Annotated in this window: 16 protein-coding genes; 10 read left to right on the top strand and 6 right to left on the bottom strand. The window is 39.7% G+C overall.

Annotated elements, in window-relative coordinates:
* Positions 1 to 125 precede the first annotated feature (125 nt).
* On the top strand, positions 126 to 899 hold the full coding sequence (locus BHU72_RS14900; protein ID WP_069703421.1) for an ABC transporter ATP-binding protein: 774 nt from the start codon (positions 126 to 128) through the stop codon (positions 897 to 899).
* A 100-nt stretch (positions 900 to 999) separates the two neighbouring features.
* Here BHU72_RS14900 and BHU72_RS14905 read toward each other — a convergent pair whose 3' ends face one another.
* From BHU72_RS14905 to BHU72_RS14915, 3 genes are read right to left on the bottom strand one after another with little or no spacing between them, the layout of a single operon-like run.
* The gene (locus tag BHU72_RS14905) at positions 1000 to 1650 is read right to left on the bottom strand and encodes an LrgB family protein (RefSeq protein WP_176720511.1); all 651 of its coding nucleotides are present in this window, start codon (positions 1648 to 1650) and stop codon (positions 1000 to 1002) included.
* Positions 1651 to 1663: 13 nt separating this feature from the next.
* Complete coding sequence (locus BHU72_RS14910) at positions 1664 to 2092, bottom strand: CidA/LrgA family protein (RefSeq protein ID WP_069703423.1); 429 nt, start codon at positions 2090 to 2092, stop codon at positions 1664 to 1666.
* Positions 2093 to 2094: 2 nt separating this feature from the next.
* Positions 2095 to 3036 carry a DMT family transporter gene (locus tag BHU72_RS14915; protein WP_069703424.1) on the bottom strand — a complete coding sequence of 314 codons (942 nt, stop codon included), beginning with the start codon at positions 3034 to 3036 and terminating at the stop codon, positions 2095 to 2097.
* Between the two features lie 201 nt (positions 3037 to 3237).
* Here BHU72_RS14915 and acsA point away from each other — a divergent pair, with 201 nt between their 5' ends.
* Positions 3238 to 4956, top strand: coding sequence for an acetate--CoA ligase (gene acsA, locus BHU72_RS14920; protein WP_069703425.1), 1719 nt, complete (start codon positions 3238 to 3240; stop codon positions 4954 to 4956).
* A gap of 151 nt (positions 4957 to 5107) precedes the next feature.
* On the opposite strand, the gene BHU72_RS14925 is transcribed toward acsA, so the two are convergent.
* Genes BHU72_RS14925 through BHU72_RS14935 form a run of 3 tightly spaced genes read right to left on the bottom strand, consistent with a single transcriptional unit; the run spans position 5108 to position 8387 of the window.
* Positions 5108 to 6310, bottom strand: coding sequence for a chromate transporter (locus tag BHU72_RS14925; protein ID WP_069703426.1), 1203 nt, complete (start codon positions 6308 to 6310; stop codon positions 5108 to 5110).
* Positions 6311 to 6325: 15 nt separating this feature from the next.
* A complete protein-coding gene (locus tag BHU72_RS14930; protein WP_069703427.1) occupies positions 6326 to 6958 on the bottom strand; it encodes a response regulator in 633 nt (210 codons plus the stop codon).
* A gap of 1 nt (position 6959) precedes the next feature.
* Positions 6960 to 8387, bottom strand: a complete 1428-nt coding sequence (locus BHU72_RS14935) for a sensor histidine kinase (protein ID WP_069703428.1) — start codon at positions 8385 to 8387, stop codon at positions 6960 to 6962.
* A 331-nt stretch (positions 8388 to 8718) separates the two neighbouring features.
* Between BHU72_RS14935 and BHU72_RS14940 the strand changes: the two genes are divergently transcribed.
* The 8 genes from BHU72_RS14940 (at position 8719) to cobA (ending at position 16541) form a co-directional block, all read left to right on the top strand.
* Complete coding sequence (locus BHU72_RS14940; protein WP_069703429.1) at positions 8719 to 10287, top strand: multiheme c-type cytochrome; 1569 nt, start codon at positions 8719 to 8721, stop codon at positions 10285 to 10287.
* Between the two features lie 170 nt (positions 10288 to 10457).
* Positions 10458 to 10703, top strand: coding sequence for a hypothetical protein (locus BHU72_RS14945; protein WP_069703430.1), 246 nt, complete (start codon positions 10458 to 10460; stop codon positions 10701 to 10703).
* A gap of 1 nt (position 10704) precedes the next feature.
* Positions 10705 to 10911 carry a hypothetical protein gene (locus BHU72_RS14950; protein ID WP_218076160.1) on the top strand — a complete coding sequence of 69 codons (207 nt, stop codon included), beginning with the start codon at positions 10705 to 10707 and terminating at the stop codon, positions 10909 to 10911.
* 309 nt (positions 10912 to 11220) lie between these two features.
* Complete coding sequence (gene hemA, locus BHU72_RS14955; RefSeq protein ID WP_069703432.1) at positions 11221 to 12585, top strand: glutamyl-tRNA reductase; 1365 nt, start codon at positions 11221 to 11223, stop codon at positions 12583 to 12585.
* A 17-nt stretch (positions 12586 to 12602) separates the two neighbouring features.
* Positions 12603 to 13427, top strand: coding sequence for a cytochrome C assembly family protein (locus BHU72_RS14960; RefSeq protein WP_069703433.1), 825 nt, complete (start codon positions 12603 to 12605; stop codon positions 13425 to 13427).
* 9 nt (positions 13428 to 13436) lie between these two features.
* Positions 13437 to 14078 (top strand): precorrin-2 dehydrogenase/sirohydrochlorin ferrochelatase family protein, encoded by a 642-nt coding sequence (locus tag BHU72_RS14965; protein WP_069703434.1) that lies wholly within the window; start codon positions 13437 to 13439, stop codon positions 14076 to 14078.
* 14 nt (positions 14079 to 14092) lie between these two features.
* Positions 14093 to 15022 carry a hydroxymethylbilane synthase gene (hemC, locus tag BHU72_RS14970; protein ID WP_069703435.1) on the top strand — a complete coding sequence of 310 codons (930 nt, stop codon included), beginning with the start codon at positions 14093 to 14095 and terminating at the stop codon, positions 15020 to 15022.
* Entirely contained in the window at positions 15015 to 16541 is a 1527-nt protein-coding gene (gene cobA / locus BHU72_RS14975) for a uroporphyrinogen-III C-methyltransferase (protein ID WP_069703436.1), read from the top strand. The genes hemC and cobA overlap by 8 nt, the downstream gene beginning before the upstream one ends.
* The last annotated feature ends 60 nt before the right edge of the window (positions 16542 to 16601 follow it).

Raw genomic sequence — 16601 nt, forward strand, 5'->3', positions numbered from 1 at the left:
AGAAGCAAGACGTACAACTTTTATATGGTTGTACGTTTTTTCATTGGTTGATAGAATAAAGAAGACTATAGGATGCATTTATTAAACTTATAAATTGAAACTTATAAACGTGGATGGTGACAACGATGATGATTAAAATGGAGCATGTAAACTGGATTCGTGAGAAGAAGTATCTATTAAAAGATATAAACTGGGAAGTCAAAGACGGAGAACATTGGGCGATTGTAGGGCTCAATGGTTCAGGGAAGACGACGTTATTAAATATGGTCAACGGCTATATCTGGCCAACGAAGGGACAAGTATCTGTACTCGGCCAACTTTTCGGAACGGTTGATCTTAGGGTGCTAAGAAAGTCGATTGGTTGGGTTAGCACATCCCTACAAGAGAAACTATACAAAAGCGAAACATCTTTAGAAATCGTACTCAGTGGAAAGTATGCATCGATAGGGTTATTCGATATACCAGAAGAGGAAGATATAGTAAAGGCCAATCAGCTAATCAATGAATTAGGATGCTCACATTTAGCTCTACGCAGTTATCAGACACTATCCCAAGGGGAGCGTCAGCGAATTCTTATCGCCCGGGCATTGATGAGCTCACCGAAGCTGTTGATTCTGGATGAACCATGTACGGGGCTAGATGTATTTGCCCGCGAACACCTGTTAAGCACGATTGATCAACTGGCAAAAAAAGAAGATGCGCCGACATTACTCTATGTGACACATCATGTGGAAGAGATATTGCCGGTATTCTCGCATACCTTATTACTTCGTGAGGGGGAAATCTATCAAGCGGGTAAGTCGCGAGATGTGCTGGCAACGGAAAGTATGACAGAGTTTTTCAATGTGCCTGTAGAAGTAGAGTGGAAAAACAATAGACCTTGGCTAACGATAAGCTAGCACTAGGTCTGTAGGGATTAGTAGACTTCTTCGGATAATCAATTTTGCTTGAGTTGGTTGTTTCAATTGTTCTAGAGGAAGAGAGATTATCACTTATAGGTTACGGCAGGAGGAAAGGAAGTAATATAGGGGCGATAAACGCTGTAAATATAGCCGCTACCCCCATAGCGACCCCTGCCATAGCACCTTGAAGTTCACCTTCGCGCATTGCGGCAGCTGTTCCTTGCCCGTGGGCAATCGTTCCCATGGCAACACCGCGAGCCATCGGGTCAGAAATTTTCAATACATCCATCAGCCATGGACCTAACATTGTTCCAGCAGTCCCTGTAGCTACTACAAACGCTGCAGCCAGTGCTGGATCGCCCTGGAAGATATGAGTAATCTCTAGAGCAATAGGGACGGTAACGCCTTTCGTAATCATTGCTAGAGTCATATCGCGATTGAAATGAAATACATAGCTTAAGCTAGCGGCACAGAGGATTGCAATGATTGTTCCATATACAACTCCTGTGAGTGCTGGTAGCCAGTGCTTCTTAAGGGCTGCGAAACGCTTATATAATGGAATTGCCAGTGCAACTGTTGCAGGACCTAAGAAGAACGTAATGATTTCACGGGCCGGCTTATATGTCTCGTAAGTCAGACCTAATAAGAGAAACGTACTAATAATCATAGCAGTTCCTAAGAATACAGGGGTGGTGAAAGGGTTTGGATAGCGGGAACCGATGCGTAAGCTTAGTATATAAGCAAGCACTGTCAACGAAATGCTAAAGAGAGTGAGTATGCTGATCATCGTTCACCATATCCTTTCGTTTTTTATCCTTGAAATATTGCTTGAGGAACTGTGTGACCGCACCCGTGACATATATCCCTACAGCAGTGCTGATAAGCACTGTGACTAACATAGAAAACCAATGAGTGAGAAATAGCTGCCCGAAAGGCATAAGACCTACGGCAACTGCTATAAACATAAAGGGTAAGTTGTTCAATAAGAGATTCCCACCCGATTCCACCCATTTCATAGGTACTATACCAGACAGTAGTAACCCGAACAAAACAATCATACCAATTACACCCGCGGGAAGTGGCCAATGTAAAAAGTCTATTATTTTACCACACAAGAAATAGATCGTGTATAAAAATGTAATCTGTATCGCAGTGACGACTGACTTTTTTAGTAGTGGTAACTGATTCATGGCTATAACTCGCTTTCTATCTCATTTTGCTGTTTTATTAGTACCCTTGCTTTCTTTTCAGAAGAGCTTGGTAGCTCAGCGACAATCATTCCGAACAGAATTAAGGCACATCCAATCCACTCGCGCATCACTAACACTTCGCCCGCTAGCCAGAACGCAGTCACAGCAGCGAAAACTGGTTCAGTAGAGAAGATTAAAGCTGTCTTCGTCGGTGTTGTGAACTTTTGCGCACTGGTTTGCACTAAGAAGGCTAGTGCAGTAGCAAAGATTGCAGTAATCAGTAGCGCCCAGTATACGTCTGGTGCCATGAGGGTTTGCATCTGAAATGTCTGGCCTAGATCTTCAAATAGAAAAGCAGCAATGAAATTCAATAAGCTAACAACAGATATTTGGATAAGGGCTAAGGAAAACACGTTATGAGTTGGTGCGTACTTCCCGACAGTGATAATATGAAGTGCATACGCGATAGCGCACAGAAACACTAGAAAATCGCCATAAGCGATATTCCAATTGCTATTTACAGATAGTAGAAACAATCCAACCATAGCAAATGAAATTCCAATCACAAACTGACGGCGGATATATTCTTTAAAGAACAATACGGCAAATAGTGGTACCAAGACTACGGATAATCCAGTGATAAAACCAGCTTTCGATGCTGTCGTATATAAAAGTCCAAAGGTTTGGAAAGCATAGCCGGCGAAAAGGAAAACACCGATAAAAAATCCAGCAATCCAAGTACTACCATTCAATTCTTTTAATGGCTTACGGTAAAAAATAAGCATGATTAATAGTAAGAACACAGAAGCAATGAAGAAACGAATCGCATTGAAGGAAAACGGCGGTAGTATATCAATCGCATTCTTAACGATGACAAACGTAGCACCCCATATAAAGGCCACAATAATTAATAGTATATCAGCAATTAAAGTCTTATGTTTCATGCAAAATCCCCCATAGGAAAATCAAAAGAATAGATGTAATTCTTCCATATTCATAAAAAAATGTCAACAGTATTTAAGGAACGCAAAATTGGTATATATTTTTAAGCTAATTATAGTAAAATATAAATAAGTAAATCGTTAGGGATATCTCGTTAGGGAATATGTGTATAATGAAAGATAAGATAGAGGAAGGTGGTCGCAATGAAAAAAAGTACGGAAGTCATAACTAGGACGATTGAAGATGCCAATATGCAACAGTATGATGAGGCAGTGAGCAATTTCCAATGGGAAACAGTGGAAAAGGGTTTCTCATGGTACGGACAAGAAAAGTGCAATATAGTCTATGAAGCAATTGACCGTAAGTGCGAAGAAGGACATGCTGGGGAAATTGCATTATATTTCTGTGATGGAACACGTGACGAGCAATATACATACGAAAAGCTACAAAAACTGTCCTGTCGTTTTGCTCGTGGGCTACAGAATCTCAACGTTGAAAAAGGGGACCGAGTCTTTATTTTCTTGCCAAGAACACCGGAGTATTATGTTGCTTTATTAGGCGCGATTCGGATTGGTGCAATCGGTGGACCGTTATTTGAAGCTTTTATGGAAAAAGCAGTGAAGGACCGCTTAGAAGATAGTGATGCTAAGGTCGTTGTAACTACGAAGGAGCTACTATCGCGTATACCATTGCATGAACTCCCTGAGTTAAAGCATGTTATCTTGGTTGGTGCAGATGAAGCAGATCCTGGAAAAAGGCAAGTTACGTACCAGGAGATTATGAGACAGGATGACTCGCCTTTTGTCGAGCTAGTTAGTAAAGACGACGGAATGATGATTCATTATACATCAGGTTCAACTGGTAAACCTAAGGGCGTATTGCTGAGTCATTATGCGATGGTACATATGTATTTATCGGGGAAATACGCATATGACTTGCGACCAGATGATATATATTGGTGTGTCGCAGATCCAGGATGGATTACAGGGACAAGTGCTGGCATGTGGGCACCTTGGTTAAATAGCACTCCTGTTGTCATGCGCGGAGGTAGATTTAACCCTGAGGAATGGTATGCAACAATCCAGAAATATAAAGTTACCGTTTGGTTTAGTGCACCTACAGCATTTCGTATGCTAATGGCGTCGGGTGCAGAGATTTCCAAATCTTATGATTTATCTTCGCTTCGACATATTTTGTCTGCTGGGGAGCCTTTAAACCCAGAGATAATTAAATGGGGAGTGGATACATTCGATATACCTATCTACGACAACTGGTGGATGACAGAGACAGGATCGACGATTGTAGCGAATTTTCCTGCACTTCCAATTAAATTGGGCTCTATGGGGAAACCACTTCCAGGCATCCATGTCGATATTGTTGACCACATTGGACAGCCGATGGAGCCGAACGAATTAGGTAACCTAGCAATTAAACCAAAGTGGCCTGGAATGATGAGAATGATCTGGAACAATCCGAAGAAATATAATGATTATTTCTTAAATGGATGGTACATCTCAGGAGATTCTGCTTATAAGGACGAGGATGGGTATTTCTGGTTCGAAGGAAGAATTGATGATGTTATCAATACGATGGGCGAACGAGTAGGTCCATTTGAAGTGGAGAGTAAGCTTGTCGAGCATCCAGCAGTCGCGGAAGCAGGGGTTATTGGTGTACCTGACCCAATTCGCGGCGAAGTTGTGAAAGCTTACATTACATTGCGTCAAGGCTTTAAGGAATCTGACGAATTGAAAGAAGATATCATGAATTTCATTCGTGAGAAGTTAGCAGCCCATGCAAGGCCTAGAATCATTGAAGTGCGTGATAAGCTTCCGAAGACACGCAGTGGAAAGATAATGCGCCGAGTATTAAAGGCTAGGGAGTTGAACATGCCGACAGGCGATGTGTCAACGATCGATGATTAGTTGTAAGTAATCATATAGTAGTATCATAATTTAAAATGCACTTCACTTAGCCTTGGCTAGTTGAAGTGCATTTTTTACTCTCATCGCTAAAGCTTGGCAAATACCAAGTTGTCTTTATCTTCGCAAAAGCCTAGGCGCATATCAAGGTTTATTAGATAAATGACAATAAAAATCCGCCTATTGCACCTATTATAACGATTACCCAAGGTGGCAATTTCCAGAATACCAAGAGACTGAACAACAAAGCTGCAAAAGCGAAATCAATGGCTGATAAAATCGAGCTTGTCCAGATTGGATGGTAGAGTGCTGCGATTAAAATACCAACAACGGCAGCATTTATACCCATTAAAGAACCTTTAATGATAGAATTACGTCTTATAGAATTCCAAAAAGGTAAAGTTCCTAATATCAGAAGGAAGGCTGGTAAGAAAATAGCTACAGTTGCTAATAATCCACCTTGCCAACCATGAATAACAGCCCCTATATACGATGCAAAAGTAAATAAAGGACCTGGCACAGCTTGTGATGCTCCATAACCAGCCAAAAATTGTTCTTCACTAAGCCACCCTGCTGGTACGAATTCTCTCTCAAGCAAAGGTAATGCGACATGCCCTCCGCCAAAAACGAGTGAACCAGCGCGGTAAAAACTATCAAACATGGCAATCCAATTTGAGTTTGTTGCTTCCCTCAGTATTGGTAAAGCAATAAGTAAGCCGAAAAATAAAGACAAACATATAATAGCAAAACGATGGGATATAGGAAATTTCACTTCTTCTGACGTTTCATCAATTGTCTGATTTCTGTACAATAGAAACCCTATACATCCAGATAAAATAATCACTCCGATTTGGGTAAAAGCAGTTTGCCATAGTAGAGTTACTATTAGAGCAAAAAGCGCAACAGTTTTCCTCTTGATATCGGGAGTTAAATTCTTACTCATACCTAAGATGGCGTGAGCCACTACTACAACAGCTACAATCTTTAAACCGTGTATCCAACCCGCATCTGTAAATCCAAAACTTTGCAACAGTATAGCAAAAGTAATTAACGCAATAACAGATGGAAGGGTAAATCCTAAAAAAGCAACAATTCCGCCTAAAACTCCAGCCCTCATAACTCCAATTCCTATTCCTACTTGGCTACTAGCAGGTCCAGGTAGTACCTGACATAATGCAACTAAATCGGCATAGCTTTTTTCTTCCATCCATTTTCTTCTCCGTATATACTCCTCATGGAAATATCCTAAATGAGCAATAGGTCCGCCGAATGAAGTAAGTCCAAGTCTAGTAGAAACAAGAAAGATTTCTAAAAGCGGATTTTCTTTTAAACTTCGAAACATCTGGTGTTTTTTCATTTTTTCTATTACCTGCTATATATTATCAAACATATTCTTTCTCACTGCGTAGACTGCGGCCTGAGAACGATTGGTAAAGTTTAACTTACTAAAGATATTACTTACGTAATTACGGACTGTTTTCTCTCCTAGACACAATACAAGAGCGATTTCCTTGTTAGTCTTACCTTCTCCAATTAAACTAAGGATTTCTCTTTCCTGCTCTGTTAGTTGCTCGTGAAGCGTGTTTTGCTTGACCTTTTCTATTAGCTTTTGCGTAGTAACGGGATCAATCAGTGGGCTACCATCTAAAGCTTTTCGAATCGAAGATACTAGCTCATTCGAACCGATTTCTTTCTTAATGTAACCTACCGCACCAGCCATAATTGATGAAAACATCGCATCATCATCGGCATGAGAAGTTACCATTAGTACCTTTGCGGCATTACATTGATCACGTATTTCTCTACAAGCTTCAATACCATTTTTGTTTGGCATGCGAATATCCATTAATGTAATATCAGGACGTAACTCCATATACTTTTGAATCGCTTCGTTTCCGTCTGCAGCTTCTCCGACTACGACTAAATCTGATTCTTTTTCAATTAATGTTTTCAAGCCTAATCTAACTAATTCATGATCATCTACAAGTAATATTTTTGCAGTCATTCTAACTCACATCCCCTATTGGAATTATAATTGTAATTTTTGTTCCTTCGTTGATTTTCGCATCGATATCAATGCTCCCTCGTAGAAGCGCAACACGTTCTTTTACGTTTTTCAGGCCTTGTTTATGTCCGTTGATGTTCATTTGATCTTGAAGCTCTGATAGAGAATATCCTATTCCATTGTCTTCAATTCGTAAACATAGTGTATTGTTACTAATTTGGATTTCTAACGAAACTTGAGTAGCATTTGCGTGTTTGATTACATTTGTTAGTAATTCAAATATGACTAATTGAAATTCTTTCTGCTTTTCTACAGAAATATTGGTATATTCTAGTTCTTTATCATACTGGAATTGTAACATAATGTTTGAATACTCTTTAAAGTCATGAATCATTTCTAGAATACTACTAAGTAGATGACTCTGATTATATTCAGGATGCTCTCGTAGGTCGTTAATATATTGACGAATTTTTTTGATAACTCCATTGAGGCGATCAATTGCCACGTGTATGTGTTCTTTCGCTTTTTCTGGATCTTTATCGATTTGAGAAGGGACGTTTTCAATATATAAACCTACGCCATAAACAGACTGAATAATTCCATCATGTAAGTCTCTAGAGAATCGATTCCGTTCTTCGTGAATGGCGTTAATGCGCTCAGCTGTTTCTACGCGGATATGCATTTCATGAGAGAATATTTTCAAAATCTGAACTGAGTAGTAGGCCATAAGAACCCCACAAAGAGCGCGCATAATTTGTACTGGGATACCCGTTACCTCGAAAAAGCTCTTTACATTAATAATGTTAGAAGGGAAGAAGAAAGTCTCAGGTACCACGACTCCTGCTACTATAGCATATAAGTAGAAAACAACGCCAAGTCGTTTAACTAATGGAATCGTTTTTTCTAACTGATTCTTTAATAGATCGGGTACCTGAAGGTATAACGCATAACCAGCTAGAATTGACCCAGGTAAGCATAATAAATATCGGGACCATGTATTACTTACAGTTCTCCACTCATTTACATCTGTAAAAAGAAAGAGCCTTGTAATAATGAAGAAGAACAACCATAAGCTAAACATAACATATGGAGCATAACGAATGATAAAGAAAACAGTACGAATTTTTATAGAATTTGTAGAATCCATAGGGGTTATTTCTATGGATTTTTTCTTTGTTTCTACATATAGGGTGGAACCAAATAAAAATAGAAAAAAGTACGATAATGCTGTAATAAAGACTTTAAAGGTAAATTGGTACATGACATGAAGAGTTTTCGCATCTGGATGATTTTCTAGCATCGGAATGAAGAAATGCCCCCACTCTACTAATCCATGAACAATTCCAAACAAAGCTAAATATTTTAAACTTTTTGCAAGTGGGATGGTACTGAAGTTCTTAGCTTGCAAAGTAATGGCAAAACCCATCATGAAAAATGCCAACCCATAAATAAAGAGGACTTGCTGAAAGTATAGTGTAAAAAAATTAAATAACGTAACGACCACCTCGGAAGATTCATGTTATTCACGGCTGAGATAGATTATATCAAAAACCCCCTTAAAAAGTAAGGGAAATCGCCGTACAAAAGCGCTATAAATCAGCACTTTAAACTAATTCTAACTTAAGTGATAAAACGGCAAAATAATGCCCGAAAGTTCCTGTTGAACTCATGACATATGACAATGTGACAGAATTGTGACATATGAGAAAATGAAAATGTGAATCAAATATGAAATCATACTTAAAAAAGGTGGGAGAATAATGGCTAGAAAACTTTTAGTACTTACGATGTTGGTCGTAATCGCTGGACTAGTGTTTGTAGGTTGTGAATTAGAGGCAATGCCAGAGTCACAGCCAGTAACACAAACACCAGGTCCATCAACACCAGCAGTACCAGTAACGCCGGTGTCTAACACCATTCCAGCAAGTCCATTAACTGCAATGACAGGTATGGATACGTTTGCAGGAACGGAAAAGTGTGCAATGTGTCACACAGACGCAATGAAACATTGGGAAACTTCTTGGCATACTAAGAAGACAAACCCAGGACCAACTTACGGAGATCAATTCTCTGCGAAGATTTTCCCTTGGGCTAAAGAGAAGTGGTCTACTCTAGACACTCATATGATTCTTGACAGAGTTGATCCTAAGGATAACAACAGAATTTATGTAACTGTTCAGAAATATGACTGGAAAGAAGTAGATTGGATTGTTGGGCAAGTAAGAAAACAAAGATATGCGATTTATTATGACGGTGGACCAAGAGATGCGTATATCTCAACTACGAAAGATGGCGGTATATCATGGACTATCGATAAATCACAAGTTTACAAATTTGAAGGAAACAAAGCTCGTGCGGGTTACAAGTTCTTAACGTTAGAATTAGCACCTAAAGCCGATTCTATTAAGACTTATGGTGAATTCTGGTCATGGCAAGAGCGTTGTGTAACTTGTCATACGACAGGTTTTGACCCAGTGAAATGGGATCAAGCGAAGAAAGACTTTATTGACGGCAAGCGTGAAGATTTAAGAGAAATTTTCGTAGCTGATAGCCGTATAGCTTGTGAAGCTTGCCATGGTGCCGGTGGAGAGCACGCGAAAGCGCCTAGTAAGTCTAATATTATTAACCCTGCTTCGCTAAAAGTTGGAGACCCAACTCGTAAAATGGTTTGTGAGCAATGCCATACTCGTACATCTGGTAATATTATGTACCCTGGAGACAGCAAAGCTCCGAACGATAGCCGTGGATTTATCCTTGGTAAGCATGATTACATGGATGTAATGAACTATACTCGTCCAGCTTGGGGTGACGGAAACCGTCAAGTATCAATTGATGGTAAAGGCCGTCGTGACCATCAGATGGATATGGATATGAGATTACAAGACCATATTAAAGGCAAAACAGGAACAGCTCACGCGTCAATGGCTTGCTTTGATTGCCACGATGCTCATACAATAGGAAATGATCCAAATAAGATAAGAACTAAAGTATCACCTGTAGAAACATGCGCGAAATGTCACTTTGGAACTGCACAAGAGTATATGAAGATTCTAGATGGAGCTACAGGGTGGGGTAAATATGGCTTTGGCGCTTGGAACAATGAAGGTGGAAGAGCAGCTACAAAACAGCATATCTTCAACATGGATAGCGAAGGTCGTAGCTTTGGACTAAAGCCTGAGCAATATATCTGGGCTCAAAAGAAAGACACAGTTGGCGATAAAAAAGCTGATTTCGAGTCCATCTGGCCTTGGGAAAGAGCTGCTTATGAAAAGAAAGGCCAAAAAGTTGTCGTAGGTGCGAAGCCTTGGGAAGTACCTGCCGCAAAATAGTGTAACACCCTTCAAAAGGTTACAATAAAGACAAAGACTAATGCCGATTTGGTATTAGTCTTTGTTGAATGTAAATCCTATAATTTCCAAAAAAAATCTACATGAAAAATTATAAAAGGGTAAAACTACATAATGATCTTCCAAACTATACTACATAAGAGGTGATCATTATGAAAATGAAGAAGATGTTAGCATTAGCAATCGCTTTAGTTACTGTTGCTACAACGGTTATCGCTTGCCAACCAGCGCAAAGACCTGAAGAAAGACAACAGCAGCAGCCTGGTATGCAGCAACAGCAACAACAAGCTCCTGGTACACCACAACAACCAGGTGGAATGCAACAACCAGGAACTCAAGGTGGAACACAACCTAGAGGTACAGAAATGGGCAATCAAGGAAATGGCAGAACACAATAATTTGTTTTCGAAACGTAAGGGTTATGTAGTACTGGTTACAATATTACTCTCTGTTTTTGTCATTGGTTGTGGGCAACCCTTTGGAGAACTGCTCAAGCCAATTTCAGAGCAAGAGAAAACAGAGAAGCCAGGTGATTCGCCGAAAGAAGAACAATCATCATCTGAGAAAAAAGGCGAAGAACGACAAATTCAAAAACCAGAATCATAGGGGAAAAACACCGAAAGGTGTTTTTTTCTTGTGTTCACTTGGACTTCGAGTCAATAATTTAGTATTATAGTATTTGTGCCTTATTTCTGCAGTAATTTGTTCACAAAACATACATACTTTGAATTTTTTTGAGTGCTATAATATAAAGAAGACTTGTGTTCAGATGGAGTTTGACACCAGATGAACCTTAGTCGCACTTATTTCGAAACATAGCGGCACCAGATCTCCCGTTTAAGAAATGGGATCATGGTAACGCTGTTGAGATAAAGAAGGCATTATTTTGTAATAGCGGAATAATGGGGTGAAACGATGTATATATTAGCGGCCGGATTGAACTATCGAACGGCACCAGTCGAGATAAGAGAAAAGTTTACTTTTCAACAACAGGAAGTTCCAACTGCTTTAGAAAAACTTCGTGCCATGCATAGTATCTTAGAATGCGCTTTAGTTGCAACCTGTAATCGTACTGAGATTTATTGTATAGTCGACCATATACATTGCGGCGAACAGCATATTATGGTGTTTCTGCAAGAGCAATTTGGTATTGATCGCTCCGAATTTCGTAAGTATTTGTACTTTCATTCCGGAGAAAATGCAGTAAGGCATCTATTCAAGGTATCTTGTGGGCTGGATTCAATGGTTTTAGGAGAGACGCAAATCCTTGGTCAAGTACGCGATGCGTATGACATGTCACTAGAGCATAATGCCATGGGAACAATATTAAAGCAACTTCTGCCACTGGCTATCGTTGTTGGGAAACGCACACACACAGAAACCGATATTGGGAAAAATGCGGTTTCTATTAGCTATGCCGCGATTGAGCTTGGGAAGAAGATTTTCGGACAATTAACAGACAAGCGAGTACTGATTATTGGTGCCGGGAAGATGAGTGAGTTAACGGCGAAGCATTTGAATAGTTCAGGTGTAGAGCAAGTCTATGTAGTCAATCGAACATTCCACCGAGCTGAGGAATTAGCAACGAAGTTTAAAGGTGTAGCTGTGGAATGGGCGAACATTCAAGATTGCCTGGCAGACGTTGATATTGTAGTTAGTTCTACCGGAGCTACGGATTACGTTGTGGATGCGCCTATGATGAAAGATGTTATGAAACGTAGAAAAAATCGTCCAATATTTATGATTGATATAGCTGTGCCGCGCGACCTTGACCCGGCAATTAACGATGTCGAAGGCGTGTTTCTCTATGATATTGATGAATTAGAGGGCGTAGTAGAAGCTAATAAAAAGCTGCGAGAGAAAGAAATTGACCAAATCTCGCTAATTATCGATGAAGAAATTAATAACTTTGCATTGTGGTTAAACACATTAGAGGTCATTCCGTTGATTAAGGCTTTAAAACACAAGACGGATGATATCTATGAGAACACAATGGAAAGCTTGTTTAATAAGCTACCAGATTTAACAGAGCGTGAGAAAAAGGTAATTCGCAAGCATACGAAAAGTGTCATTAACCAAATACTTAAGCACCCGATTACACAGGCTAAGGAAATGGCGGCTAATAAGGATTCAAAAGAACAGTTAGAAATGATTGCTACCATTTTCGGTTTAGAGGATGCTGCTTCTTACGATTGCGAATGTGTGAAATTAGATTCGAAGGCTGCACCGAAATCTTCAATGAAAGCAATGAGTTATTTTGCTTCCTTTGGAAGAATGTAATCAGGAGGGCGTTTATCATGGCGGAAAACTATGTTTGGGTCTATGATTTGATGATTCTCATTTATGCTGCCAGTGTGATTTTGTATTTTTATGATTTTTTGCATAGCAATAAACGCGTTAATAAAGTTGCTTTTTCCTTTTTAATAGGTGTTTGGATCATTCAAACATTATTCTTCCACCTGCGAATGAAAGAGCTTGACTATATTCCTGTCATGACACTATTTGAAACTCTATTTTTCTACTCGTGGATTCTAGTTACGTTAACACTTGTCATTAACTATTTTTATAAAATGGATTTAATGGTGTTTATAGTGAACTGTATTGGCTTTTGCATTGTCATGTTCAATATGTTTATTAGTAAACAGGCGGAGCCAGTAGTCAATGAGATTTTACAAGGAGATCTTTTGACAATTCATATCGTATTTGCCATTGCTAGCTATGGGTTGTTCTTCATATCATTTCTATTTTCGGGGCTTTACGTATGGCAAACGTATTTACTAAAAAAGAAAAAGATATTCTCTAACATCTTTAGAAAAATTCCACCCCTTGATAAGTTAGACCAGTTTTCGTACTTATTAGCTATAGTTGCTTTCCCAATTCTGTTTATCTCATTAGTACTTGGAACGATTTGGGCATATATGAACAATATTTATATCTGGACTGATGTGAAATTTATTATGAGTTTCATTGTGCTTATCGTGTATGCGTTATATTTGCACCGCCGTGTGGCATTAGGATGGCAAGGAAGAAAGCTGGCTATATGGAACATGATAGGCTTTTCTACAGTAGTATTAAATTACCTGCTAACGAAAGTAGTCTCTACATTTCATCAGTGGATATAGGAGACTAGTATGGAACGATATTATCCAGTGTTTTTGCGAGTGCAAGATAGGCTTTGTGTTGTGGTAGGTGGAGGTAACGTAGCGGAGAGAAAGGTCAAGTCGCTATTACAAGATGGGGCCAGCATTCGGGTGATTAGCCCGCAAGTTACTGACACATTACAACATCTAGCGAAAAATAATAGCATTGAATTTGTGCAACGTCCGTTTCAATGTGGTGACTTAGCGGATGCCTTTCTAGCGTACGCGGCCACGAATTCAAAGCAAGTCAATGAACAGGTCTATGAAGATGCCAAACGTTATTCAGTATTGGTTAATATGATTGATGCGCCTGAACTTTGTGATTTTATTGTACCTTCTCGAGTAGATCGTGGACGGTTGCAGATCGCAATCTCTACATCGGGTGCAAGCCCTGCTTTAACCAAGCACCTGCGTCAAGAGCTTGAATCATACTTTGGTGATGAGTACGATATCTTCCTGGATTGGATGCAGCAATTGCGCAGTTGGCTATTACATAATGAACCATTAGAGCAACGTCGGCGAGAGCTTTTTCGACAGGTGATTGAAATGCCAGTATTACAGCTTTTGCGGGAAAAAAAGATAGAAGAAGCAAAACATATCATTCATGAACTGATTCAACAAGAAATTTTATAAATACGGAGGCTACTATGCGAAAAATTATTATTGGGACTCGAAAGAGTGAATTAGCTTTAACACAGACAAATTGGGTAATCAGTCAGTTAGAAAAATTAAACTTACCTTATGAGTTTGAAGTGAAGAAAATCATGACAAAGGGAGATCAAATCCTTGATGTTACACTTTCGAAGGTTGGCGGGAAAGGTCTATTCGTAAAGGAAATTGAACAGGCACTCATCGATAAGGAAATCGATATTGCTGTTCATAGTATGAAGGATATGCCAGCAGAAATGCCGGAAGGATTAGTCATTGGAGCTACAACGATTCGTGAAGACGTGAGAGATGCGTTGATTGCGAAGGAAGCAAACATGACGATTGCGAACTTACCACAGGGTGCAAATATTGGGACAAGCAGCTTACGCCGCAGTGCTCAATTGTTAAACCTACGACCAGACCTAAAGATTACTTCGATTCGCGGAAACGTAGGCACTCGTATTGGTAAAATTCAAGAGTTAGATTTAGATGGCGTGATTCTTGCTTGTGCGGGCTTAAACCGTTTGGGGCAAAGTGACCATATTACAGAAGCAATTGATCCAACGCAATGCGTGCCAGCAGTAGGTCAAGGTGCTTTAGGTATCCAGTGCCGTGATAATGATGAAGATGTGTTAGCACTTCTACAACACTTAAATCATTTACCAACAGAGAAAGCTGTTATGGCTGAACGTTCATTCCTGAAGCAATTGGAAGGTGGATGTCAGGTGCCGATTGGTGCATATGGAGAATGGGATGGCTCTCAAGTGACATTAACAGGTATGGTAGCGAAAGTAGATGGTTCAAAAGTTGTGAAGCATACAAGAACTGGAGCAGATCCTGTGGCATTAGGTCTTGAAGTGGCACAATTATTAGCTCGTGAAGGTGCAGAAGAGATATTAAAGGAAGCGAAGGAGATTTGTAATGGATAAGGGAAAAGTATATTTAGTGGGAGCAGGACCTGGGGACCCTAAATTAATTACGGTTAAGGGTTTGGAATGTGTGAAAAAAGCTGAAGTACTTGTATATGATCGATTATCTAGTCCACGTTTACTAGCGTATGCAAAGCCTGACTGCGAATTGATTTATGTAGGTAAGAAACCAGATCGTCACACGCTACGCCAAGAAGAAATTAACCAACTGTTAGTTGACAAGGCATTAGAGGGTAAGATTGTGACTCGTCTAAAAGGTGGGGACCCTTGTATTTTCGGACGTGTTGGTGAAGAAGCGGAGCTATTAGTAGATAATGGCGTGGAATTTGAGATTGTACCTGGAATAACTTCTGGAATTGCTGTTCCTGCTTATGCGGGCATACCAGTGACCCATAGAGATTACAATTCATCGTTTGCGATTGTTACGGGTCATGAAGATCCTGAAAAAATGGAATCTAGTATCGATTGGGATAAATTATCGACTGCTACTGGAACGATTGCATTTTACATGGGAATCTCGAACTTAGCGACAATTGTTAAGAATCTAGTGAAACACGGTCGTCCTGCTACTACACCTGTAGCTTTAATCCGTTGGGGAACACGCCCGGAGCAATGGACATTAACGGGTACTCTTGAGACAATTGTAGAAACTGTAGAGAAGGCGAAATTCACGTCACCTGCGATTATCCTTGTTGGTGAGGTTGTACGCTTACGTGAGAAATTAAACTGGTATGAGAAAAAGCCATTATTCGGACAACGTGTTCTTGTTACAAGAGCAAGAAGTCAGGCTAGTGACTTATCTGATATGATAGAGGATCTTGGTGGAGAGCCATATGAGTTCCCAACCATTCAAATATTACCTCCAAACGATGTGCAATCAATTGATAATGCACTAGCGAAGCTTGGGGAGTATGATTGGATTATTTTTACAAGTCCGAATGGTGTTAGCTATTTTATGAACTACTTGAAAGAGAAGAAAATTGATATTCGCGCCTTTGGCAAAGCGAAAATTGCATGTGTAGGACCTAAAACATCTGAGTTATTAGAAAACTACGGACTTGTAGTAGACGTTCTGCCTTCACAGTTCATTGCTGAAGGGTTACTCGATTCGATTGAAGATCAATTAAAGCCTGGTCAGAAGATATTGTTGCCTAGAGCTGATATTGCAAGAAAGACATTACCAGAGGAATTAAAGAAACGGGGCTTAGAAGTAACGGAAATCGATACTTACGAGACGAAGATGGATGCAAGTAATGTCGAAGAAGTAATTGAGCTACTTCAGGAAAATAGAATTCAAATTATTACATTTACAAGTTCATCGACTGCGTCTAATTTTGTAGAAGCTTTAAGCTCTACAGGTGAAGATGCAATGGCACTGATCCAAGGTGTGAAGGTCGTTAGTATTGGTGCTATGACAACGAAAACTTGTCAAGAGCTTGGAATGATCGTAACAGTAGAGGCTGACGAGTCAACATTAGTAGGACTTGTGAACGCAACAATTCAAGCTGCCGCAAAATAAGAAGTTTAGCAACAAACCTATTGAACAGAATTTCAATTGGCATTTATATTGGGTTGAATG

Source organism: Desulfuribacillus stibiiarsenatis (assembly GCF_001742305.1).
GTDB lineage: Bacteria > Bacillota > Bacilli > Desulfuribacillales > Desulfuribacillaceae > Desulfuribacillus_A > Desulfuribacillus_A stibiiarsenatis.